The sequence below is a fragment of the Isoptericola sp. NPDC056134 genome (assembly GCF_042264825.1).
In the GTDB taxonomy this organism is placed as follows: domain Bacteria; phylum Actinomycetota; class Actinomycetes; order Actinomycetales; family Cellulomonadaceae; genus Isoptericola; species Isoptericola nanjingensis.
Genome location: NZ_JBHJVM010000006.1, coordinates 77,754 through 100,035 on the forward strand (window position 1 = coordinate 77,754; position 22,282 = coordinate 100,035).

Genomic DNA, 22,282 nt, shown 5'->3' on the forward strand with positions numbered 1-22,282 from the left:
TGGCGTGCCTGCGCGACGACGGACCGAACCTGCTGCCGGACGGGCGGCCGTGGCCGCGTGGCTGGGCGGCGACACCTCGCGGCCCGTCGTGACGACGGCGGTGCGGTTCACGCTGGAGGAGCTGGCCGACGTCGCGCCCGGGAACTCGGTGGAGGTGCGGGTGCCGCCCGCCGGGGCCGTGCAGGCCGTGGCGGGGCCGCGGCACACGCGCGGGACGCCGCCGAACGTGGTGGAGACCGACGTCGAGACCTGGCTCGCGCTCGCCACCGGCCGGCTCTCGTGGGCCGACGCCGTCGCGTCCGGGCGGGTGAGCGCGTCGGGGGAGCGGGCCGACCTGTCCGCGCTCCTGCCGCTGCAGGCAGCACGCCCGCGCCCCTGACGAGCTCCGCCGAGGTAGCACGCATCCCCGCGAAGTAGTACCGATCCCCGCGCGGTAGTACGTGAGGCGCCGAGGTAGTACCTGATCCGGCGGGCGCGCGGGTGTCGGCCGGTTCCGCTACGTTCGGCGCACCGGGCAGGCACGCATCCCGACGGCCGGACGACGACGTCCGGTGACGTGGGGTTCAACAACGGTTCACGCGGGTCTGCTGAGGTGACGTCACCCACGTCCGCCGCGAAGGAGCCACCGTGAGCCCCACCCGTCCCTCCCGCCGTCGAGCACCGCTCGCCGCCGCCACCGCGGCCGCGCTCGTCCTGCCCGTCGGCGCCGCCCTGGCCGTCCCCGCGACGGCCGCCGTCTCGCCCGACGCCCCCGTCGTCATCGACGAGCTGTACGGGGGCGGCGGCAACAGCGGCGCCGCGTTGAACCAGGACTTCGTCGAGCTGTACAACCCGACGGACCAGCCGGTGTCCCTCGAGGGCTGGTCGGTGCAGTACGCGTCCGCGACCGGCACCTGGGCCAACGGGGCCCAGACGAACCTCGCGGGGTCGATCCCGGCGGGCGGGTCGTTCCTCGTCGCGGAGGCGCTGGGCGGGAACACGTCGCTGCCCGCGCTGCCGGCCCCCGACGTCACCGGCACCATCGCGATGTCCGGCACGGGCGCGAAGGCGGCGCTGGTGCGCTCGACGGACCGCCTGACGTGCGCGGGCGCGGACTGCGCGGCGGCCGAGGCCGTCGTCGACCTCGTCGGCTGGGGCCCGACCGCCAGCGCCTTCGCGGGCTCGGGGCCGGCGCCGGCGACGACGAACGCCACGTCGGTCGCACGCCGCGACCACGCGCACACCGCCGACAACGCCGCGGACTTCACGGCCGGTGCGCCGACGCCGACCGCGAGCGGCACCGACCCCGGCACGGACCCGGGCCCGGCAGAGGACGCGACGATCGCCGAGATCCAGGGCACCGGCGCCGCGTCGCCGCTGGTCGGGAAGACGGTGACGACCACCGGCGTCGTGACCGCGACCTACCCCACGGGCGGCTTCGACGGCCTCTACCTCCAGACGTCAGGTACGGGCGGCGACCCCGCCTCCGACGCCACCCCCGGCGCCTCCGACGCCGTCTTCGTGTTCTCCCGCGCCGCGGCCGCCGAGCTCGAGGTGGGCGACCACGTGGAGGTCACCGGCGAGGTCAGCGAGTACTCCGGCCTCACGGAGCTCACCGCGGACTCCTGGACCGCGCTGGACGAGCCCGGCGCCGTCGAGCCGCTGGCCACGACCTGGCCCGCGACCGACGCCGAGCGCGAGGCGCTCGAGGGCATGCTGCTCGCGCCGCAGGGCGACTTCACCGTCACCGACAACTACGACACGAACTTCTACGGCACGATCGGGCTCGCCACGGGCGACGCGCCGCTCGTGCAGCCCACCACGGCCGGCCGGCCCGGCTCGGTGGAGGCGAAGCAGCAGGCCGAGGACAACGCGGCCCGTGCCGTCCTGCTGGACGACGGCGCGTCGACGAACTACGGCTCGGCCGCCAACTCGTCGCAGCCGCTGCCGTGGCTGACGGGCGGCGACCCCGTGCGGGTCGGCGCCGCCGTGACCTTCACGCGGCCCGTCGTGCTCGACTACCGGTACGACGCCTGGGGGCTGCAGCCGCAGCACCGGCTCACGCCCGACGTGGCCGACGCCGTGCAGCCCGCCACGTTCGAGAACACGCGCGACGCCTCGCCGCAGGACGTCGGCGGCACGCTGCAGGTGGGCACCTTCAACGTGCTCAACTACTTCACCACCACGGGCGACCAGCTCGACGGGTGCACCTACTACACGGACCGCGCCGGCGACCCGGTCACGGTGCGCGGCGGCTGCGACGCCCGCGGCGCGGCCGAGGCCGAGGACCTCGAGCGGCAGCAGACCAAGGTCGTCGCGGCGATCTCGGCGCTGGGGGCCGACGTCGTCGGCCTCGAGGAGATCGAGAACTCCGCCGCGTTCGGCAAGGACCGCGACCAGGCCCTGGCCGACCTGGTCGACGCGCTCGACGCGCACGACGGCGCGGGCACCTGGGCGTACGTCGCGTCCCCGGCCGACCTCCCGGAGAGCGAGGACGTGATCCGCACGGCGTTCGTCTACCGGACCGCGGGCGCCGAGCCCGTCGGGACCTCGCGGATCCTCGACGACCCGGAGGCGTTCGGCAACGCACGCCAGCCGCTGGCGCAGGTGTTCCAGCCGGCCGGCGGGGTCGACGCCGACCCGGGCGACGACGTCGTGGTGATCACCAACCACTTCAAGTCGAAGGGGTCGGCGGGCCCGTGGCCCGGGGACGAGGACACGGGCGACGGCCAGGGCGCGTCCAACGAATCGCGCGTGCGTCAGGCGACCGCGCTGGTGGCCTTCGCCGACGACGTGGCCGCCGACGCCGGGACCGACGCGGTGCTGCTCGTGGGTGACCTCAACTCCTACGAGCAGGAGGACCCGGTCGTCGTCCTCACCGACGCGGGCTACACGGACCTCGGGCCCACCACGGGCGAGTACACGTACGCGTTCGACGGCGCGGTCGGCTCGCTCGACCACGCGCTCGCGTCGTCGGGTCTGATCGCCCGGGTGACCGGCACGGACATCTGGAACGTCAACGCGTACGAGCCGGTGGCGAACGAGTACAGCCGCTACAACTACAACGCGACGATCCTCTACGACGAGACGCCGTTCCGGTCGTCGGACCACGACCCGCTGCTCGTCGGGCTCGACCTCACGCCGTCCGCACCCGCGTGGGACGCGAAGGACACCTACGGCAAGGGGGACCGGGTCGCCTTCGAGGGCGGGCTCTTCGAGGCGCTGTGGTGGTCGCGCGGCGACCGGCCCGGGGCGTCGGCGTACGGTCCCTGGGCCGAGGTCGGGGCTCCGGTCGCCACGTCGGCCGGGACCTTCTCCGCCTGGACCCGCACCTGGGTGTACGGGAAGGGTGACGTCGTCGTGCACGACGGGCACCGCTGGCGGGCCCAGTGGTACTCCCGGAACGACGAGCCCGGCGCGACGCCGTGGGGCCCCTGGAAGGACCTGGGAGCCGCCTGACGGGCGGCCGTCGGGTGCCGGCGGGTGGCTTAGGCTCGAGGGGTGAGCAGCTCGACCCCCGACCAGGACACCCCGGCGCCCGACGGCACCGCGCCCGACGGCACCGCGCCCGACGCCACGCCGCCCGCCGGCGAGGCGCCGGCGGAGACCGTCGAGTCCGCCGCCGGCACCGACGCCACCCCGGACGGCGCCTCGGACGATGCCGCGGACGAGGCGTCGGACAAGGTCGAGGCGCCGCAGGACGTGACACTGCTGGTCGACCCCGAGCGGGTGCGTCGCGCCCCCAAGTTCCCGGTGTTCCTGTGGATGGGCGCGCTGGTCGGCGGTGTCGTCGGGCTGATCTTCTCGACCTGGCTCATCGACGCCGCCGATCCGGAGGTCGCTGCGGCCCTGCTGAAGCCGGGCGTCTACGTGTCGGTGATGATCCTCGGCGGGATCGCCCTCGGCCTGGGCGTCGGCGGGCTGGTCGCCGTGATCTCCGACCGGCGCAGCCTGCGTCGTCGCTGACGCGTCCGGGCAGGTCGACGCACCGGGGCCCTGTGGGATACTCGAGGCATGCCCTTGCGCCCTGACGGCCGCCTGAACCATGACCTCATGCCCGGCGAGAAGGGCCCCCAGGACGCGTGCGGCGTCTTCGGGGTCTGGGCCCCCGGCGAGGAGGTCGCCAAGCTCGCCTACTTCGGCCTGTACGCCCTGCAGCACCGCGGACAGGAGTCCGCGGGCATCGCCACCAGCAACGGTGAGCAGATCCTCGTGTACAAGGACATGGGCCTCGTGTCCCAGGTCTTCGACGAGACGGCGCTCGACGCCCTCACCGGCCACCTCGCGGTGGGCCACTGCCGGTACTCCACCACCGGCGGCGTGACCTGGGAGAACGCCCAGCCGACCCTCGGCGCGACCGCGGGCGGCACCGTCGCCCTCGGGCACAACGGCAACCTCACCAACTCCGCCGAGCTGGTCAACCTCGTGGCCGAGCGCTACGGCGCGCAGCGCCGCGGCGAGCTCGCACGCGGCAACACCACCGACACGGCGCTCATCACGGCCCTGCTGGCCGGCGACGCCGACCACACCCTCGCCCAGACGGCGCTCGAGGTGCTCCCGAAGCTGCGCGGCGCGTTCTCCCTCGTCTTCATGGACGAGGGCACCCTCTACGCCGCCCGCGACCCGCAGGGCGTGCGCCCGCTGGTCCTGGGCCGCCTGCAGCGCGGCTGGGTGGTCGCGTCGGAGACGCCGGCCCTCGACATCGTCGGCGCGTCGTACGTGCGCGACGTCGAGCCGGGCGAGCTCCTCACCATCGACGCCGACGGCCTGCGCTCCGAGAAGTTCGCCGAGCCGGAGCGCGCGGGCTGCGTCTTCGAGTACGTCTACCTCGCCCGCCCCGACAACACCATCAACGGCCGCTCCGTGCACGCGTCACGCGTCGAGATGGGCCGCACGCTGGCCCGCGAGCACCCCGTCGAGGCGGACCTCGTCATCCCGACGCCGGAGTCCGGCACGCCGGCCGCCGTCGGGTACGCCGCGGAGTCGGGCATCCCGTTCGGGCAGGGCCTCACCAAGAACGCCTACGTGGGACGCACGTTCATCCAGCCGTCCGACACGCTGCGCCAGCTCGGCATCCGCCTCAAGCTCAACCCGCTCAAGGAAGTGATCCGCGGCAAGCGCCTCGTCGTCGTCGACGACTCGATCGTGCGCGGCAACACCCAGCGGGCCCTGATCCGCATGCTCCGCGAGGCGGGCGCGGCCGAGGTGCACGTGCGCATCTCGTCGCCGCCGGTGAAGTGGCCGTGCTTCTACGGCATCGACTTCGCGTCGCGGGCCGAGCTCATCGCCAACGGCCTCAGCCCGGACGAGATCGGCCAGTCCCTGGGCGCCGACTCCCTCGGCTACATCTCGACCGAGGGCATGATCGCGGCGACCGAGCAGCCGGCGTCCCAGCTGTGCGCCGCCTGCTTCACGGGCAAGTACCCGATCGAGCTCCCCACCGCCGACCAGCTCGGCAAGCACCTGCTGGAGCAGGCCGAGCTGCCGCTCGGCGCCCCCGAGGACGGGCTCCGCACGGTCTCCGTGGGGGCCGGCGGCGGCACCGCGCTCGACCACCCGTGACTGACAGCCGACCCCGCCTGACAGCCGACCGACACAGCCGACGAACGGTGAGCCCCACGTGACGAACGAACCCCTGACCTACGCCGCGGCCGGCGTCGACACCGAGGCCGGCGACAAGGCCGTCGAGCTGATGAAGGACGCCGTGCGCCGCACGCACGGGCCCGCCGTCCTCGGGGGCGTGGGCGGCTTCGCGGGGCTCTTCGACCTGTCCGCGATCCGCGAGTACCGCAAGCCGCTCCTCGCGACGTCGACGGACGGTGTCGGCACCAAGGTCGCGATCGCGCAGGCGCTCGACAAGCACGACACGATCGGCTTCGACCTCGTCGGGATGGTCGTGGACGACATCGTCGTGGTCGGCGCCGAGCCGCTGTTCATGACGGACTACATCGCCACCGGCAAGGTCGTCCCCGAGCGCGTGGCCGACATCGTGCGTGGCATCGCGCAGGCCTGCGAGGTGGCCGGCACGGCCCTCGTCGGCGGCGAGACGGCCGAGCACCCGGGCCTCCTCGCCCCCGACGAGTACGACGTCGCGGGCGCGGCCACGGGCATCGTCGAGGCGGACGCCGTCCTGGGCCCCGAGCGCGTGCGCGCCGGCGACGTGCTCGTCGCGATGGGATCGAGCGGCCTGCACTCCAACGGCTACTCGCTGGTGCGCGCGGTCGTGAAGCACGCCGGCTGGTCGCTGGACCGCCACGTCGAGGAGTTCGGCCGCACCCTGGGTGAGGAGCTCCTGGAGCCCACCCGCGTGTACGCGCGGGACGTGCTCGCGCTCGCCGAGGACCCGGCCGCGCAGGTGCACGCAGTCACGCACGTGACGGGCGGCGGGCTCGCGGCGAACCTCGCGCGCGTGCTGCCCGCCGGCACGGTGGCGACGGTCGACCGGGGCTCGTGGGAGGTGCCAGCCGTCTTCCGCACGGTGCGCGAGCTCGGCTCGGTGCCGCGGCGGGACCTGGAGAACACGCTCAACCTCGGTGTCGGCATGGTGGCCGTCGTGGGCGCGGACGGCGTCGACGCGGCGCTGGCGACGCTCGCGGCTCGCGGCGTGCCGGCGTGGGTGCTGGGCTCGGTCGAGGACCTTGACCCGGGCGTGCCGGCCGAGGACCTGGTCGCCGGGACGAAGGGTGTGCAGGGCGGCGCGGTCCGCCTCACGGGCGACTACCGCTGACGTCCTGCGCGGGGGAGCGGGCCTCCCCCGCGCCCGACCTCGCGCATGACGAAGGGCCGGACGGCTGCTGCCGTCCGGCCCTTCGCGCGCGGCGTCGGAACCCGTGGGTCACGGGTCCGACGCTGGGGACTCAGCGCTCGTCGCCCCAGGAGTTGTATCGGTTGTCGTACTCGTCGTCGTCGGAGAAACGATCCTCCGTGGCGACATCCGTGCGACCGCCCTCGCTGCCCTTGAGCTCCTGCTCGAGCGCGTGGTAGTTCGTCTCGGGGCTGTAGTACTTCAGCTCGCGAGCGACCTTAGTCTGCTTTGCCTTCTGACGGCCGCGGCCCATGGCTGAGACCCCCTCAACGTAGGAGCGGGGCTTGCGCCGTCCGTGACGGCGGCCCCGTGCGTAAGTAGTCTGTTCAGACCCCAACGGTACATGCTCGCGCGCCATTCCCTCCACTCCGCGACACGTGCCGTATGCGTCGACGGACGTGGGAGCGGGTGATCCTCGTCCGATGGTGTCTCAGGTCACGAGACCGATCGGTGCGCGGAGCGGTCCGGAGGCGCCTGACGCCCCGGCAGAACGGACGCACGCGTACGACTCGGTCCATGCCAGGACGATCCGGACGATTTCATCCGGCTCCCAAGTCGCCTCAATCCCGCTTTCTGCACACAATGGATGAGCGAGACCGTGTCCGCACACCGGGCGCCGCCCGGGCCGGTCCGTACCAGGAGGTGCAGGGGATGTCGCTCCACGGAGACTCCGAGGTTCTGCTGACGCCTGCCGAGGTGGCCAGCCTGTTCCGCGTCGACCCGAAGACCGTGACCCGCTGGGCGAAGGCGGGGAAGCTCTCGTCGATCCGCACGCTCGGTGGTCACCGCCGCTACAAGGAGTCGGAGGTGCGCGCGCTGCTCGGCGCCGCCTCCGAGGAGGCGACGCCGGACAAGTAGGGCGCCCCAGGGGGCGCCGCGGCGCCGTCGAGCGCGGGGTCGCTCAGTGGCGCCGCGCTCGCACGACGACCATCACGACCAGCGCCAGCCCCGCCGCCGCGGCGCCGAGGAGCACCTGCGCGTTGCGCTTGCGGCGGGGGTCGGTGGCGGGGAGCCCGCCTCCCGTGACGAACGTGCCGGCGTCGCCGGCGGCCTGCTTGGTCGCCCGGGCGAGCTGGTTCGCCTGGTACTTCGGCGAGAGGCGCGTCGCGAGCTGGTCGAGCGTCGCGGCGAGCTCCGCGCGGGTGCGGGCCACCTCGTCCTCGAGCTCGCGGGCCGTGGGGGCCGGGGTCCTGTTCTCTGGCGTCGTGGGCTCGGTCACCGGCGCACCCCCTTCTTGATCGTCTCCACGTCCTCCTTGACCCGGTCGATCGTCTCGGGCCGCCGGGCCGCCTTCTTGAGCTGGCGCACCGCGATCGCGACGGCGAGGCCGGCGACGAGCAGCATGGCGACCCCGACGACGAGCGCGGAGAGCCACAGCGGCCAGACCGTTGCGAGGCCCGTGATCCCGGCCCAGATAAGGACGCCCACCGCGTAGAGCACGACGACGAGGGCTGCGGCGATGAGCCCGATCCCGATGCCGGAACGCTTCGCCTTCTCCGTCAGCTCGGCCTTGGCGAGCGCGACCTCTGCGCGCACGAGCCGCGTCGTCTGTTCCGACAGCTGCTCCACGAGCCGCCCCATGGAGGGTGGCTGCTCGGCGGGCGGGGTGCGCCCGTCGTCCCAGTCCGTCATCGGCTGCTCCGATCCTGCGTGAGGTGATCGTCCGTGCGGTCCCACTCAACCCGTCCCTGCTGGTCCAGGCAATTCCTGGCGGAAAGACGACGAGACCCCCACGCCCGGGGCGTGGGGGTCTCGATGGTGGCTCCGACCGGCGTCGATCCGGTGACCTTTCGATTTTCAGTCGAACGCTCTACCAACTGAGCTACAGAGCCTGGACACGAACGCCCGGGCGCCGTTTCCGACGAACCGGGCGCATCATGCGCGACCCTGACGGGACTTGAACCCGCGACCTCCGCCGTGACAGGGCGGCGCGCTAACCAACTGCGCTACAGGGCCAAGGTGGGGAGTGGACTCCCACCGAGGAAGCTCGTTTCGAGCCGAGAAGAAGCGTACCCCATGCTCGCCGGGATCTTGAAATCGGATCCTGACCAGCAAGGACGCGCCGTTTCGCGGGGCTGCCGACGCTGCCGGCGTCCCCGCGGAGTACCCCCAACGGGATTCGAACCCGTGCTACCGCCGTGAAAGGGCGGGGTCCTAGGCCGCTAGACGATGGGGGCTGGACCCGGCAAGCATACCCAGCCGGCAGGGACGGCCCTCGCCCGTCCGTGGGCGAGGATGGGACCCGTGGTGGAGATGACGCGCGAGGAGTTCGAGGAGGCCGTCCGGGACGGCCTCGACCAGGTCCCGGCCGACCTGGCGGCGATGATGGACAATGTCGTCGTCCTCGTCGAGGACGACGCCCCCGCCGACGACCCCGAGCTCCTGGGGCTGTACGAGGGCGTGCCGCTCACCGAGCGCGGGCAGTTCTGGGCCGCGGGCTCGCTGCCCGACCGGATCACCGTGTACCGCAACCCGACCCTGGCCATCTGCGACACGCGTGACGACGTCGTCGAGGAGGTCGCCATCACCGTGGTGCACGAGATCGCCCACCACTTCGGGATCGACGACGAGCGGCTGCACGAGCTCGGCTGGGCCTGAGCCGCGCTCCGGACCGACGACGACGGACCCGTGACGCACGGGGCGTCACGGGTCCGTCGGGGTCGTGCTGCGGGGCGTAGAGCCTCAGGACGGGCGGTACTCCCAGTGCCACGCCTCCGGCTTGCGGCCGTCCGCCTGCGCCCAGGCGGGGTTGCGCCACCCGAACTTCGCGGCGTTCGCGACCAGCCACTGGTGCTGGGCGCTCGAGCGCTCCTCGACGCCGCCGTTGATGTCGACGGCGATGCCCCAGCCGTGGTCGGAGTAGCCGGGCACGGCGGCGAGGTAGCCGCGGCTCGCCTTGACGGACACCTGCGACTCGTAGGAGCGGTAGGAGTCACGGATCTGCAGGTGCTCGCCGAAGCGCGCCTGGTAGGCGGCGTCGAGGCGCTCGAGCTGCTCGGCCGCGTCGCGACGCAGGGACTCGCCCGACGCGAAGGACAGGCCCTCGAGGTCGGCGGACGCGAGGCGACCGTTCCCGTACCCCTCGGTGTCGTCCGCGAACTTCTTGAGGGAGGGGGCGGCCTTGCGGGCCGCCGCGGCCTGCGCGTGGAGGATCTCGGCCGGCGTCGCGGGTGCGGGCGTGATGCTGATCGCCGTGGTGTCGGTCTTCTCGATCAGGGTGGTGAGGTCCTCGGTCGCGTCGGCGACGTCGGCCGCGTCCTGCCCGCGGACGTCGAGCGCGGTGCGCTCGCCGGCGCGCGACGCCGCCTCTCCTCCGGCGCGGTCGGTCACGACGTCGCGCAGGTGCGCCGCGCTCTTCGCGACGGCCTTGCGCTGCTTGGCGGGGATCCCGATCGTCTCGGTCGTCACCTGGTCGGCGCGGGCCAGGGCCTCCTGGGCGGCGGTGAGCGCCTCGTCGCCCGACGGGGCGGCGCTCTTCGCGGCGCCCTTCGACGACGCCTGCTCGGTGTCGGCCTTCGCCGTGCCCGTGCTCGCGGTGCCCGAGCCGACGGCGCCCGACGTCGCGCCCGCGGCGCCGGACAGCGCGGGCCGCACGATCGCCGTCGTGGCCGAGGCGGTCGGGGAGACGGTGCCGAACGTGCCGGTCTCGATGGTGCCCACGGACGACGAGCCCGCGTCGGTCGACGCGGCGGTCCGCGTCTCCCCGGACGCGGTGGAGTTGCCGGTGAGGACCACCCCGGTCGTCAGCGCCATCACGGTCAGCGCGACGGGGACGCCGGCGCGCACGGTGCGGCGCCCGAGGCGCGGCGTCGTGGGACGGGCGGCGTGGACGTCGGCGCGGCGCTGCCGGGACGGGTGGTGGATGTCGCGGCGCCGGGGCAGCGGCGCAGGGGCGTGCTCGGTCACGTGGGGAAGTCCTCGGGGTAGGGAAGGCGGGGAGCTCGAACCTCTCGGGAGCTCGCACCGGTCGGAAGCTCATTCCATCTTCAACCGTTTCGACGGGTGCTCCGGGCCAACGAGGCGACCAGACGACACGAATCCCGTGCGGGGCGTAGGGACGAGATGTGAAGGCCGGGACATCCCGGCGATCCTCGGGCGCCCGGATCGTGGGACGCGTCGTCCCGCCGGGCCGTGGGCGAGGGGCGCGACACCGGGACGCGGCCCAGGATGCTCGGATGACTTCCGCACCCGTGACCGTCGCGGTCCACCGCGCCGTCAGCCCCGACCGCGTCCCGGAGGTCACCGCCTGGGTGCAGTCCGGCGTCCGGCTCGCGAACCGCTGGGACGGCTTCCTCGGCTCGGGCTGGATCCGCGCCTCCGAGGGCGCCGCGGACTGGATCATGCTCTACCGCTTCGCCGACGCCGCCCGCCTCGAGGCATGGGAGGAGTCGCCCGAGCGCCGGCGCTGGCTCGCCGCCGGGGAGGGGCTCGTGGAGGAGCGGCGGGTGGAGAGGCGCACCGGCATCGAGGGCTGGTTCGACCCGCCGGTGCGGCAGGACGAGCCCACCGGGCCGCCGCTGCTGGCCGCGCCGCCGCGGTGGAAGCAGTCCGTGGCCATCTGGCTCGGCTTCTTCCCCGTGAACCTCGCCTTCACCGTGCTGGTGGGGTGGCTCGTGCCGCCCTTCGCGGAGCTGCACGTGCTGCTGCGGGTGCTCGTCTCGACGCTGGTGCTCACGCCGATCATGTCGTTCTGGGTGCTTCCCTGGGTGACGGGGCGCCTCTCGGGCTGGCTGCACGCGCCGCGGCGCTGAGCGGGCGCCCGGCCCGGTCAGCCCTGGGCGGGGGACGCCGTCGACCCGAGCCAGTCGCGCAGGGCCGCCGGACGGTCGGTGATGATGCCGTCCACGCCCGCGTCGACGAGCGTGCGCCACGCGGGCTCGTCGTTCGCCGTCCAGCCGAAGACCCGCAGCCCCGCGGCGTGCGCCGTCGGGACGAGGTCCGGGTCGTCGGCGATCAGCGCGACCCCGGGGCTGACGGCGGCCGCGTGGAGCGCGGCGAGAAGGGCGGGCAGGCCCTCGCGGGGGTGCTCCACCAGCAGGGAGCGCGGCACCTGCGGCGCGACGTCGCGCAGGGCCGCGACCGTCTCCGGGTCGAAGCCCTGCACGATGAGCCGGCCGTCCATTCCCGGGTCGTCGAGCACGCGCATCGTGACCGCGACGTCGTCGGCGCTCCAGCGGCCCTTGTACTCGCACAGGACGCCGAGGCCCGGGTGCCGTGCGACGACGTCCAGCACCTCCGCCAGCGTAGGGATGCGCTGCCCGGCGAACTCCGGGCCGAACCACGAGCCGGCGTCGAGGCCCTGCAGCTCGTCCCGGGTGCGGCTCCGCACCTCGCCCGTACCGTCCGTCGTGGCGTCGACCGTCCCGTCGTGGATGACCACCGGGACGCCGTCGGCGCTGAGGTGGACGTCGATCTCGACCATCGCGGCGCCCACCTCCCCGGCGAGGTCGATCGCGGCCAGCGTGTTCTGCGGGGCGTCGGCGGACGCGCCGCGGTGGGCGACGACGGCGGGGGCCTGGACGCGGACGGGCACGGGGCTCCTTCGGGCGGCGACGGCCTGCGACGGTGTCGTGCAGGAGTGGGCCCCGTGGGGATCGAACCCACAACCCGCGGATTAAAAGTCCGCTGCTCTGCCAGTTGAGCTAGAGGCCCGCCGCCGTCCGCCCGGAGGTCGGTCGCCGGCTGCGGACAGCGTACGCGGGGCTGCGGGCGGCCCGTGCGCACCGGGTCCCGGCAACGCCCGTGACGCCGCCCGCAAGGTCACGATCCGGTCACGGAGGGCAACCTATCGACGCGCCGGCACGGCTGTCACGCGGGGTCTCACCCACCGGGAGATCTCGTCCCGATCGCGTCTCATCGTTGCGTCGGGCCCCAGGTCCTGTTTCGGTGGACGGGTTCGCAAGGACCGACGAGAGGAGCGTCCATGCTCACCGTGACCGACAACGCCCGTACCGCCGTCCAGGACCTCGCCCAGCAGGCGGGGGTGCCCGACGAGGGCGGGCTGCGGATCGCGCAGTCCGCCGGCCAGCCCGGCAACTTCGAGCTCGCGCTCGTCCCGGCGCCCCAGCCCGACGACCAGGTCGTCGACGAGGAGGGAGCCACGCACGTGTTCGTCGAGGCGCAGGCCGCGCCCGCCCTCGACACCCTGACCCTCGACACCGACCCTGCCGCGCAGGGTCCCGGGTTCGTGCTCACGCCGCAGGCGTGACGTCCGGGCGGGGACGCGGCGCCTCCTGAGGGCGCACCGCCCCCGCCTGACCGGTCCTCCGACGGCCGGGTACGGAGATCGCTCCGTGCCCGGCCGTCGTCGTGCCGGGAGCGGGCGCGGCGCGGGTGGCGTCCAAGGCCCGGTTGCGCCATCGTGTGGTGCCGCGACCCGCGCGGCACCGACGGAGGTGACCTGTGTCCGACCCCGCCCGCGCCGCCCGACGCTCCTCGCGCAGCGCGAACGACAGCACCGCACTGCAGGCGCTCGCGCGTGCCGGCTACGTCGCGTCCGGCGTGCTGCACCTGCTCCTCGGCTGGTTGGCCGTCCGCCTGGCCTTCGGGTCCTCAGGGGGGAACGCCGACCAGCAGGGCGCCCTGCGTGAGCTGGCCGACGCCCCGGGCGGCGCGCTGCTCCTGTGGCTGACGGCGGTGGGCTTCGCCGGCCTCGCCGTGTGGCAGCTCACCGAGGCGGTGGCGGGCGTGCCCGGGACGGACAAGGCGAAGCAGGTCGGTGCCCGGGCCAAGGCCGCGGCGAAGGCCGTCCTGTACGGGGTGCTCGCCGGCACCGCGGTGCGGGTCGCGACCGGGTCGTCCGGCGGCGGCTCCGAGGAGGGGCTCACCGCCGACCTCATGCGCGCCCCCGCGGGCCGGTGGCTCGTCGCGGTGGTCGGCCTCGTGATCGTCGGGGTGGGCGTCTTCCACGTCGTCAAGGGGTGGCAGAAGTCGTTCCGCGACGACCTGCGCGCGACCGGGGGCGGCGCCGTCGGGCAGGCGGTCGTGCGGCTCGGCCAGGTCGGCTACGTGGCCAAGGGGATCGCGCTCGGCGTCCTCGGGGGCCTCTTCGTGGCGGCCGCCGTCACGGCCGACCCCGAGAAGGCGGGCGGTCTGGACGACGCCCTGCGCACGATCCGGGAGCAGCCGTTCGGGGTGGTGCTGCTCGTGGCGACGGGCCTGGGCATCGCGGCCTACGGCGTGTACTCGTTCGCGCGGGCCCGGTACGCGCGGCTCTGACGCGCCGGCGGGGAGCCGTCGTCAGGTCGCGGGCTCCACGATCCACGTCGCGCCGAGCAGCAGGCAGCCGACGGTGACCAGCAGGAAGACCACGACCCAAAGGATGCCCGTCGTGCGGGTCAGCGCCGCGAGCTGGTCGGCGTCCGACCGTCGCGCGCGCCCCCGGGAGCGCTGGGCCTGGAGCTCGAGCACGGGCCGCACGGACCCGATCAGCAGGAACCACGTCACCGCGTAGGCGACGGTCGCCTGTGCGGCGGGCTCGAGCCACCACGAGACGGCGACGAGGGCGGCGCCGGAGACGAGGATCGACCAGAGGCCGAACCAGTTGCGGATCTTCAGCAGCAGGAGCGCGAGCAGCAGCACCAGCAGCCACAGCAGCCCGACGGCGTAGCCGTGCCGCAGCAGCCAGGCGGCGCCGAGCCCCGTGAGGCCGGGGCCGACGTACCCGGCGAACGCCGTGACGATCATCCCGAAGCCGCGTGGGCGCCCGGCGGACACCGTGAGCCCGGAGGTGTCGGAGTGCAGCCGGATGGCGTCCAGGCGTCGCCCGGTGAGCATGGCGGCGACGGCGTGCGCGCCCTCGTGCGCGATCGTCACGACGTGCCGTGCCACCCGCCACACGGGGGTCACCAGCACGACGGCGAGCGCGGCGAGGCCCGCGGCCAGCACCACCGGCTGCGCCGGCGGCGGCACGGGGGTGGTGGCGGCCGTCCAGATCTGGGTCAGCACGTCGCCGACGGTGGTGAGGAAGTCGTCCACGGCGGCCATTCCACCACGGGCCCCTGAGAGGCCGGTCGGTCGACCCGGGCGCCGGTCGTGAGAGAATGGGGGCAGGTGGCTGCGCGTTGCGCGCCCCGCGTCGTGGAGATCCCCCCGGATTGCGTGCGGCGGACCCCGACCTCGACGTCCGAGACGTCCCTGCCCGAGAGGCCCTTTTCCTTGACTACCTTTGCCGACTTCGGCCTGCCCGCCCCTGTCGTCCGTCAGCTGACGGACCAGGGCATCACCACCCCCTTCCCGATCCAGACGGCGTCGCTGCCGGACACGATGGCCGGCACCGACGTGCTCGGCCGCGGCCGCACCGGCTCCGGCAAGACCCTGGCGTTCTCGCTGCCCGTCGTGACGCGGCTCGCGACGTCGGCGGCGAAGGCCGCGGCCGCCGGCCGCCCGCGCCGTCGTCCCGGCCGCCCGCGGGCGCTCGTGCTCTGCCCGACCCGCGAGCTCGCCAACCAGATCAACGCCACGATGGAGCCGCTCGCGAAGGCCCTCGGCCTCGTGACGACCACCGTCTTCGGCGGCGTCGCGCAGTCCCGCCAGGTCAACGCCCTGAACGCCGGCGTCGACGTGCTCATCGCGTGCCCCGGCCGCCTCGAGGACCTGCTCGGCCAGAAGCACCTCACCCTGGACGACGTCGAGATCACGGTGCTCGACGAGGCCGACCACATGGCCGACCTCGGATTCCTGCCCGGCGTGAAGCGGATCATGGACCGCACGCCCACCGTGGGCCAGCGCCTGCTCTTCTCGGCGACGCTGGACAACGGCGTCGACGTGCTCGTGAAGCGCTACCTCAAGAACCCGGTGACGCACTCCGTGGACGAGGCCGCCGCCCCTCCGCCGCAGATGACGCACCACATCCTCGCCGTGGCGGACGCCGACTCGAAGAAGCACGTGGTGCACGCGCTCGCCTCCGGCACCGGCCGCCGCGTGCTGTTCACGCGCACCAAGCACCAGGCGAAGAAGCTCGCCAAGCAGCTCACGGGCGCGGGCGTGCCCGCGGTCGACCTGCACGGCAACCTCGGCCAGGGCGCGCGCGAGCGCAACCTCGCGGCGTTCTCCTCCGGGGACGTCAAGGTGCTCGTCGCCACCGACATCGCCGCGCGCGGCATCCACGTCGACGACGTCGAGCTCGTCGTGCACGTCGACCCGCCCGCCGAGCACAAGGCGTACCTGCACCGCTCGGGCCGTACGGCACGCGCCGGGTCCGGCGGTGACGTCGTCACCGTGATGCTGCCCGAGCAGCGCGGCGACGTCCGCGACCTCACGCGCAAGGCGAAGATCGACGCCCGCCCGCAGCCCGTGGCCCCGGGCGACGCGACCGTCGCCGCGCTGGTCGGCGAGGTCGCGCCGTACGTGGCGCCCGCGCCGGCGGCGCCCCCGCAGCCGCAGCGCCGCAAGGGCGGCGGCCCGCAGCAGGGCGGCGGCCAGCGCGGCCGCACGTCGCACGGCCAGGCGCCGCGCGGCGAGGCACAGCGCGGGCAGGGGCAGCGCGGCCAGCAGGGCCAGCGCTCGCAGGCGCAGCCGGCGTCGTCCGGCGGCCACGCCCCGCAGGCGGTCCGGGCCGACGGGTCCGCACCCGCCCGCCGTCGTCGGCGTCGTGGCGGCCGCGGCCGCGGGCAGGGCGGCTCGGCACCCGCGGCCTGAGCCGCCGCAGGGCAGGAACAGTCGCACGCCGGTCCGGGTTGAGCACGACGGAGGTGTCAGATGACGTACGAAGTCACCAAGTCCGACCAGCAGTGGAAGGTCGAGCTGAACCCGCAGGAGTTCGCCGTGCTGCGGCAGGCGGGCACCGAGCGGCCCTGGACCGGCGAGCTGCTCGACGAGAAGCGCGTCGGCGTGTACCGCTGTCGCGCGTGCGGCAACGAGCTGTTCCGGAGCGAGACCAAGTTCGACTCGCACTGCGGCTGGCCGTCGTTCTACACGCCGCTCGCCGGCGACGCCGTCGAGCTGCTCGAGGACCGGTCGCACGGCATGGTCCGCACCGAGGTGCGCTGCGCCCGGTGCGGCTCGCACCTGGGGCACGTCTTCGACGACGCGCCGCAGACGCCCACGGGCGACCGGTTCTGCATGAACTCGCTCAGCCTGACGTTCGAGCCCGCCGAGGGCTGACCGCCCGGTCGTCGCGCCCTGCCCGCAGCGCTTCGGGCAGGGCGCGGCTAGGGTCGGTCGGGTGACCGACTCCGCGCCCTCTGCGCCCTCTGTGGCCGACGCCGCCACGGCCTGGACCGCCGCGCCGACGTCCGTGCCCGACCATCTCGTCAACGTGCGCGACGTCGCGACGGCCGCCCCGGGCCTGGTGCCCGGGGCGTTGCTGCGTTCCGACGCGCCCCGGTCGGGCGACGTCGCCCCGGCCGACGTGGTGTGGCCGCCTCGCACGGTGCTCGACCTGCGCGACCCGGGGGAGAACGGCGAGCCGCACCCGCTGACGGGCGTCGCGCACGTCGTCCCGCTGCCCCTGCTGGACGGCACGGCGATGCAGGGCGCCACCGCGCCGGCGCCGGTGCCCGGCCTCGGGGAGCTGTACCTGCAGATGCTCGACGGCGTGGGCGCCGGGCACCTCGTGGAGGCGGTGCGGCTGATCGCGGTCGACGACGCGCCGGTGCTCGTGCACTGCACCGCCGGCAAGGACCGCACGGGGGTGACCGTCGCGCTGGTGCTGGCCCTGCTGGGCGTGGACCGTGCCGCGATCGTCGCCGACTACGAGCGGACCGGTCCCCACATGCGAGAGGTGCTGGCCCGCGCCGCCGTCACGGCGAACCTCGCCGTCCCTGACGCGCACGTGCTGGCGAAGCTGCCGCCCGAGCTCGTCACCGCTCCGGGCTGGGCGATCGAGACCGTGCTGGACCGGTTCGCCGAGCACGACGGCGGCGCACCGGGATGGTTCCGTGCGCACGGCGGCGGCACCGAGACGCTGGACGCCCTGCGGTCCCGTCTCCTCGAGGGCTGACCCGGCCCCGGACACGCGTCGAGCCTGCCGGGACGGGTCCCGACAGGCTCGACCGGCGACGCGGGCCCAGGCCCACGACGTCTCAGGAGCGCGTGTCGCGCCAGCGGACGAAGTCCTCCGAGTAGCGGTGCAGCAGCGTCGCGAGCTGCGCGACGTCCGCCTCGTCCCAGTCGCCGAACGCGTCCTTGTACATCTCGATGCGGCGGTCGCGGGCCCGGGCGAAGCGCTGGGCGCCGTCGGCGGTCAGGGTGATCCGCTGGCCGCGGGTGTCCTCCGGGTCCACCTCGCGGTGCACGAGGCCGAGCTCCACCAGGCGGCTGAGCTGTCGGGACACGGTGGCACGGCCGACGCCGAAGTGTGCGGCGAGGTCGGAGCCGCGGATCCCGGGATGGGAGTCGATGTGCGCGAGGATCGGGTAGGCCGACGCCTCGAGCTCGGGGTGCACCCGCCGGGCGGTCTGGGCCGCCGACGACTGGGCGCGACGGATCAGGACCCGGATCTCGCGTTCGAGGGCACCGAACGGGTCGGTGGCCGGGTCGGGCAGGGGCTGGGCGGCGACGTCGTGCATGCGCCCATCATGAGGCTTCGCCGAGGCAAACGGGAGTGGCGTAGCAGGCGAACTTGCACCCGGACGGCGTCTCAGCGGGTGAAATCGACCCCGTCCGGGTGCTGGGCCGGTGTCAGGCCCGTTCGGCGACCGGAGCGGCGACGTCCTGCTCGGCCGACTTCTCCTCGTCGAGCACCTGCTCGATGCCGGAGCGCTGGCCCAGCGGGATCTCCTTCATGAAGAGCACCGCGATCAGCGAGACGACGGCCATCGGCACGGCGTACAGGAAGATCGTCGTGATGCCGTCGGCGTAGGCACCCTCGACCACCGTCTGCACGGGGGCGGGAAGGGCGGCCAGGTCCGGGACCGCGCCCGAGCCGGCACCCATCGCGTCCGAGGCGATGCCGAGCTTCGCCAGGCCGGTGGAGAGGTCCGTCTTGATCTGCGCGGCCATCACGGCGCCGAGCGCCGAGACGCCGATCGCGCCGCCCAGCGAGCGGAAGAACGCGACGCCGGAGGTACCGGCACCCATCTCGTGCACGTCGAGGGTGTTCTGCGTGGCGAGCACGAGGTTCTGCATCAGGGCGCCCACCGACAGGCCGAGGCCGAACAGGAAGACGGAGATGAGCACGAAGCTCGTGTCCACCTCGATGGTCGACAGGCCGAACAGCGAACCGGTGAGGAGGACGGCGCCGCCCACCATGATCGCCTTGTACCGGCCGGTGTTCGAGATGATCCGGCCGAGCACGATGCCCGCGAGCATCGTGCCGATCACCATCGGGATGGTGAGCAGGCCGGACTCGGTCGGCGTCTTGCCGCGGGCGAGCTGGAAGTACTGGCTGAGGAAGACCGCGGTGCCGAACATGGCGACGCCGACGGACGCCGAGGCGACCACGGCGAGCACGAACGTGCGGTTCTTGAACAGGTGCAGCGGGATGATCGGCTCGGCGGCGTTCTTCTCGACGAAGCCGACGACGACGAGCGCCAGCAGGGCGCCGCCGACCATCGCGCCGGTCTGCCACGACAGCCACTCGAACTGGTCGCCGGCGAAGGTGACCCACAGGAGCAGCAGCGCGACGGCGACGGCGATGAGGCCGGCGCCGGCGTAGTCGATCTTCACCTCCCGCTTGGCCAGCGCGGGCAGGTGCAGCGTCTTCTGCAGCACGATGAACGCGGCGACGGCGAAGGGGACGCCGACGAAGAACGTCCAGCGCCAGCCGATCGAGTCGGTGAGCACGCCGCCGAGCAGCGGGCCGCCGATCTGCGCGACGGCCATGACGCCGCCCATGAGGCCCATGTACTTGCCGCGCTCGCGCGGGCTGATGATGTCGGCCATCAGGACCGTCGCGAGGGCGGTGAGGCCGCCGGCGCCGATGCCCTGCAGGGCGCGGAAGCCGATGAGCATCTCGATGTTCTGCGACAGGCCGGCCGCGGCGGCGGAGACCACCGTGATCGCGAGGGCGACCTGCATGAGCACCTTGCGGTTGGTCAGGTCGGCGAGCTTGCCCCACAGCGGGGTCGAGATCGTCATCGTCAGCAGCATCGCGGTGACGACCCAGGTGTAGGAGTGCTGGGAGCCGCCGAGCTCGCTGACGATCTTGGGCAGCGACGTCGAGACGATGGTGGTGGCCAGCAGCGAGACGAAGACGCCGAGGAGGATGCCCGAGAGGGCCTCGAGCACCTCGCGGCGGGTCATCGCCGGGGCCGGAGCGGCGGAGAGGTCCGGCGCGGTGGGCGCCGGGCTGGGGGACTGACTCATCGGGCGGGGATCTCCTCCTGCGCCGTGGCGCGGTCGTGGGTCGTGGTGAGTGCGGCCGCGACGCTGCGGATCCGGGAGATGGCGTCGGCGAGGTCGTTCTCCGACCAGTCGGAGAAGGACTCGGAGACGAGGTCGTCGATGCGTTCGAAGGAGGCCTCCGCGAACTCGCGGCCGGCGTCCGTCAGGGCGAGGTAGCGGGCGCGCCGGTCGTCGTCGTCCACCGTGCGCTCGACGAGACCGGCGTCGACGAGGGCGCTGATCTGGCGGCTCGCGACGGAGACGTCGACGCGGAGCTTCGCGGCGACGTCGGTGATCTGGACGCGCCCGCACCGCGTGAGCAGGTGCAGGGCCCCGAGGCCGGCCCGGGGGAGGTCCAGGTCGCGCGCCACGCGCATGGCGGCCTCGCGCTGGGCGCGGGACAGCTCCTCGAGCGTCTCGACGAGCTCACGGGCCGCGGTGCGGTCAACGGGCATGGCAGGGCCTTTGCTGAAAGAGGGTGGGTGCTCGGGGCCGGACGGCCGGAGCGGTGCGGCCCGGGGCGCGGGCCGAGTTGTTGCAGGGTGCAAACATACGCCTGGTGCTTGCAGCAAGCAAGTGTCCTGGTGAGGACCTCACCCGGCGGACGACGACGGCCCGTGACGCCCCGGGCGGAGCGTCACGGGCCGTCGTCGTGTCGGCGCGACTCGGGCGTGCGTCAGGCGCGCTTGTACGCCTCGCCCGCCATGTCCTCGAGCTCGACGCCCTTCGTCTCCGGGATCTTGCCGAGCACGAAGAAGAACGACAGCACCGCGAAGACGGCGTACATGAGGTAGGGGATCGCCGGGCCGAACGTGTCGAGCATCGGCGGGAACGTCAGCGTGATGACAAAGTTCGCGATCCAGTTGGCCGCGGCGCCGACACCGAGGGCGGCGGCGCGGATCCGGTTGGGGAACATCTCGCCCAGCAGCACCCACATCAGCGGGCCCCACGTGGCGCCGAAGAAGACCACGAAGGCGTTCGCGCTGACCAGCGCGATGATGCTCCACGGATCCGGGAGGCTGATCGAGTCGCCCGAACCCGTGGCCTGCGTGAAGCACACCGCCATCAGGCCCAGCGAGACCGCCATGCCGGCCGAGCCGATGAGCAGCAGCGGGCGCCGCCCCACCTTGTCGATGAGGGCGATGGCGATGAACGTCACGGCCACGTTGGTGACCGCCGTGATCGTCGAGACGAGGAACGCCTGGGACTCGTCGAAACCGACCGCCTGCCACAGCGTCGTCGAGTAGTAGAAGATCACGTTGATCCCGACGAACTGCTGGAAGATCGCCATCACGATGCCGACCCAGACGATGGGCTTGAGCCCGAACCGGTCGCCCTTGAGGCTGCCCAGCTCGGCGTTCTTCTCGTCGACGGCGATCGAGCGGCGGATCTCGCCGATCCGGTCGTCCGGGTGCTCGTCGGGGCCGAGCACGGACGCCAGGACGGACCGCGCCTCGTCGTCGCGTCCCTTCGTCACGAGATAGCGCGGGGACTCGGGCATCCGTAGCGCGAGGATGCCGTACACGGCCGCCGGGACCACGGCGACGAGGAACATCCAGCGCCACGCCTCCCAGCCGAACCACAGCTCGTTCGCGGCGCTGCCGGCCGCCGTCGCGAGGATCTGGTCGGACAGCAGGGCCGCGAAGATACCGACGGTGATCGCGAGCTGCTGCAGCGAGCCGAGGCGCCCGCGCATCGCGGCCGGGGCGATCTCCGCGATGTACGCGGGGGCGATCACGGACGCGATGCCGATGCCGACGCCCGCCATGAACCGCCAGACCGCCAGGTCCCAGGCGCTCCACGCGATCGCCGACAGGATCGACGAGACGAAGAACAGCACCGCGCCGAGCACCATCACGTGGGTGCGGCCCCAGCGGTCGGCGAGCTTGCCGCCCGACCACGCGCCCAGGGCGCAGCCGAGGAGGGCGATCGCCACGACGAGCCCCGTCACGGTGGAGTTGAGGTCGAACTGGCCCTCGATCGCGTCGACCGCGCCGTTGATCACCGACGAGTCGAAACCGAAGAGGAACCCGCCGACCGCCGCCGCGAAGGCGAGGGCCGTGGCCTTCCGGTGGGCGCTCTGCGCACCCGCCTGACCAGGTGTGGAGGTGGACATGTGTCTCCTAAGTCCGTGGTTGCTTCGATGCTAGGTCCGCGATCGTGTGTCGGCTCGGGGAGCGGCAGGCGCGGGAGACCTCGGGCGCCGGGTGGGCGTCGCCGGACGTGCCTGCA

General features: G+C 73.6%; 23 protein-coding genes and 4 tRNA genes. 13 read left to right on the forward strand and 14 right to left on the reverse strand.

All coding sequences use genetic code 11. From position 1 onward, the window contains the following. Positions 1–4: 4 nt before the first annotated feature. The 5 genes from ACFCZN_RS08030 (at position 5) to purM (ending at position 6,706) form a co-directional block, all read left to right on the forward strand. Positions 5–379, forward strand: coding sequence for a sterol carrier family protein (locus tag ACFCZN_RS08030; RefSeq protein WP_430556428.1), 375 nt, complete (start codon positions 5–7; stop codon positions 377–379). Between the two features lie 248 nt (positions 380–627). Beyond that, on the forward strand, positions 628–3,438 hold the full coding sequence (locus tag ACFCZN_RS08035; RefSeq protein ID WP_430556429.1) for an ExeM/NucH family extracellular endonuclease: 2,811 nt from the start codon (positions 628–630) through the stop codon (positions 3,436–3,438). Positions 3,439–3,480: 42 nt separating this feature from the next. Continuing rightward, on the forward strand, positions 3,481–3,945 hold the full coding sequence (locus ACFCZN_RS08040) for a hypothetical protein (RefSeq protein ID WP_430556430.1): 465 nt from the start codon (positions 3,481–3,483) through the stop codon (positions 3,943–3,945). 48 nt (positions 3,946–3,993) lie between these two features. Continuing rightward, positions 3,994–5,541: an amidophosphoribosyltransferase gene (gene purF, locus ACFCZN_RS08045; RefSeq protein WP_429766003.1), complete on the forward strand. Its 1,548-nt coding sequence runs from the start codon at positions 3,994–3,996 to the stop codon at positions 5,539–5,541. Between the two features lie 58 nt (positions 5,542–5,599). After that, on the forward strand, positions 5,600–6,706 hold the full coding sequence (gene purM / locus ACFCZN_RS08050; RefSeq protein WP_429766001.1) for a phosphoribosylformylglycinamidine cyclo-ligase: 1,107 nt from the start codon (positions 5,600–5,602) through the stop codon (positions 6,704–6,706). A 130-nt stretch (positions 6,707–6,836) separates the two neighbouring features. On the opposite strand, the gene ACFCZN_RS08055 is transcribed toward purM, so the two are convergent. After that, the gene (locus tag ACFCZN_RS08055) at positions 6,837–7,037 is read right to left on the reverse strand and encodes a DUF3073 domain-containing protein (RefSeq protein WP_429765999.1); all 201 of its coding nucleotides are present in this window, start codon (positions 7,035–7,037) and stop codon (positions 6,837–6,839) included. A 398-nt stretch (positions 7,038–7,435) separates the two neighbouring features. On the opposite strand from ACFCZN_RS08055, the gene ACFCZN_RS08060 reads away from it, so the two are divergent. After that, the gene (locus ACFCZN_RS08060) at positions 7,436–7,642 is read left to right on the forward strand and encodes a BldC family transcriptional regulator (protein ID WP_079575713.1); all 207 of its coding nucleotides are present in this window, start codon (positions 7,436–7,438) and stop codon (positions 7,640–7,642) included. A 43-nt stretch (positions 7,643–7,685) separates the two neighbouring features. On the opposite strand, the gene ACFCZN_RS08065 is transcribed toward ACFCZN_RS08060, so the two are convergent. From ACFCZN_RS08065 to ACFCZN_RS08085, 5 genes are all read right to left on the reverse strand, one after another. Further along, positions 7,686–8,003 (reverse strand): DUF3618 domain-containing protein, encoded by a 318-nt coding sequence (locus ACFCZN_RS08065; protein ID WP_429765998.1) that lies wholly within the window; start codon positions 8,001–8,003, stop codon positions 7,686–7,688. Next, the gene (locus tag ACFCZN_RS08070) at positions 8,000–8,416 is read right to left on the reverse strand and encodes a phage holin family protein (RefSeq protein ID WP_429765996.1); all 417 of its coding nucleotides are present in this window, start codon (positions 8,414–8,416) and stop codon (positions 8,000–8,002) included. Before ACFCZN_RS08070 ends, ACFCZN_RS08065 begins: the two co-directional genes overlap by 4 nt. 124 nt (positions 8,417–8,540) lie before the next feature. After that, positions 8,541–8,616, reverse strand: a tRNA-Phe gene (locus ACFCZN_RS08075). A gap of 50 nt (positions 8,617–8,666) precedes the next feature. Continuing rightward, a tRNA-Asp gene (locus tag ACFCZN_RS08080) sits at positions 8,667–8,740 on the reverse strand. 148 nt (positions 8,741–8,888) lie between these two features. Next, positions 8,889–8,961: transfer RNA gene (locus ACFCZN_RS08085), tRNA-Glu, on the reverse strand. Between the two features lie 58 nt (positions 8,962–9,019). Here ACFCZN_RS08085 and ACFCZN_RS08090 point away from each other — a divergent pair. Then, a complete protein-coding gene (locus ACFCZN_RS08090; RefSeq protein WP_429765994.1) occupies positions 9,020–9,382 on the forward strand; it encodes a metallopeptidase family protein in 363 nt (120 codons plus the stop codon). Between the two features lie 84 nt (positions 9,383–9,466). Here the strand turns inward: ACFCZN_RS08090 and ACFCZN_RS08095 are convergent, their stop codons facing one another. Further along, the gene (locus tag ACFCZN_RS08095) at positions 9,467–10,690 is read right to left on the reverse strand and encodes a D-alanyl-D-alanine carboxypeptidase family protein (protein ID WP_430556431.1); all 1,224 of its coding nucleotides are present in this window, start codon (positions 10,688–10,690) and stop codon (positions 9,467–9,469) included. Between the two features lie 269 nt (positions 10,691–10,959). Here ACFCZN_RS08095 and ACFCZN_RS08100 point away from each other — a divergent pair, with 269 nt between their 5' ends. After that, a complete protein-coding gene (locus ACFCZN_RS08100) occupies positions 10,960–11,535 on the forward strand; it encodes an antibiotic biosynthesis monooxygenase (RefSeq protein ID WP_429765990.1) in 576 nt (191 codons plus the stop codon). A 17-nt stretch (positions 11,536–11,552) separates the two neighbouring features. Here ACFCZN_RS08100 and ACFCZN_RS08105 read toward each other — a convergent pair whose 3' ends face one another. After that, positions 11,553–12,317 (reverse strand): glycerophosphodiester phosphodiesterase, encoded by a 765-nt coding sequence (locus ACFCZN_RS08105; protein ID WP_430556432.1) that lies wholly within the window; start codon positions 12,315–12,317, stop codon positions 11,553–11,555. A 46-nt stretch (positions 12,318–12,363) separates the two neighbouring features. Then, positions 12,364–12,436 (reverse strand) — tRNA-Lys (locus ACFCZN_RS08110). Positions 12,437–12,707: 271 nt separating this feature from the next. Here ACFCZN_RS08110 and ACFCZN_RS08115 point away from each other — a divergent pair. After that, positions 12,708–12,992 carry an iron-sulfur cluster biosynthesis family protein gene (locus tag ACFCZN_RS08115; protein ID WP_429765986.1) on the forward strand — a complete coding sequence of 95 codons (285 nt, stop codon included), beginning with the start codon at positions 12,708–12,710 and terminating at the stop codon, positions 12,990–12,992. 194 nt (positions 12,993–13,186) lie between these two features. Next, entirely contained in the window at positions 13,187–14,002 is an 816-nt protein-coding gene (locus ACFCZN_RS08120) for a DUF1206 domain-containing protein (RefSeq protein WP_430556433.1), read from the forward strand. A 21-nt stretch (positions 14,003–14,023) separates the two neighbouring features. On the opposite strand, the gene ACFCZN_RS08125 is transcribed toward ACFCZN_RS08120, so the two are convergent. Continuing rightward, positions 14,024–14,770: a M50 family metallopeptidase gene (locus tag ACFCZN_RS08125; protein WP_429765982.1), complete on the reverse strand. Its 747-nt coding sequence runs from the start codon at positions 14,768–14,770 to the stop codon at positions 14,024–14,026. 171 nt (positions 14,771–14,941) lie between these two features. Between ACFCZN_RS08125 and ACFCZN_RS08130 the strand changes: the two genes are divergently transcribed. From ACFCZN_RS08130 to ACFCZN_RS08140, 3 genes are all read left to right on the forward strand, one after another. Then, a complete protein-coding gene (locus ACFCZN_RS08130) occupies positions 14,942–16,423 on the forward strand; it encodes a DEAD/DEAH box helicase (protein ID WP_430556434.1) in 1,482 nt (493 codons plus the stop codon). Positions 16,424–16,483: 60 nt separating this feature from the next. Further along, positions 16,484–16,888, forward strand: a complete 405-nt coding sequence (gene msrB, locus ACFCZN_RS08135; RefSeq protein ID WP_429765979.1) for a peptide-methionine (R)-S-oxide reductase MsrB — start codon at positions 16,484–16,486, stop codon at positions 16,886–16,888. Between the two features lie 61 nt (positions 16,889–16,949). Next, positions 16,950–17,726 (forward strand): tyrosine-protein phosphatase, encoded by a 777-nt coding sequence (locus ACFCZN_RS08140; protein WP_430556435.1) that lies wholly within the window; start codon positions 16,950–16,952, stop codon positions 17,724–17,726. A gap of 82 nt (positions 17,727–17,808) precedes the next feature. Here the strand turns inward: ACFCZN_RS08140 and ACFCZN_RS08145 are convergent, their stop codons facing one another. The 4 genes from ACFCZN_RS08145 to ACFCZN_RS08160 form a co-directional block, all read right to left on the reverse strand. After that, positions 17,809–18,294, reverse strand: coding sequence for a MarR family winged helix-turn-helix transcriptional regulator (locus ACFCZN_RS08145; protein WP_429765975.1), 486 nt, complete (start codon positions 18,292–18,294; stop codon positions 17,809–17,811). Between the two features lie 112 nt (positions 18,295–18,406). Continuing rightward, the gene (locus tag ACFCZN_RS08150; RefSeq protein WP_429765973.1) at positions 18,407–20,032 is read right to left on the reverse strand and encodes an MDR family MFS transporter; all 1,626 of its coding nucleotides are present in this window, start codon (positions 20,030–20,032) and stop codon (positions 18,407–18,409) included. Beyond that, positions 20,029–20,505, reverse strand: coding sequence for a MarR family winged helix-turn-helix transcriptional regulator (locus tag ACFCZN_RS08155; RefSeq protein WP_429765971.1), 477 nt, complete (start codon positions 20,503–20,505; stop codon positions 20,029–20,031). Before ACFCZN_RS08155 ends, ACFCZN_RS08150 begins: the two co-directional genes overlap by 4 nt. A gap of 221 nt (positions 20,506–20,726) precedes the next feature. Continuing rightward, positions 20,727–22,166: a sugar porter family MFS transporter gene (locus tag ACFCZN_RS08160; RefSeq protein WP_429765969.1), complete on the reverse strand. Its 1,440-nt coding sequence runs from the start codon at positions 22,164–22,166 to the stop codon at positions 20,727–20,729. Between the last annotated feature and the right edge of the window lie 116 nt (positions 22,167–22,282).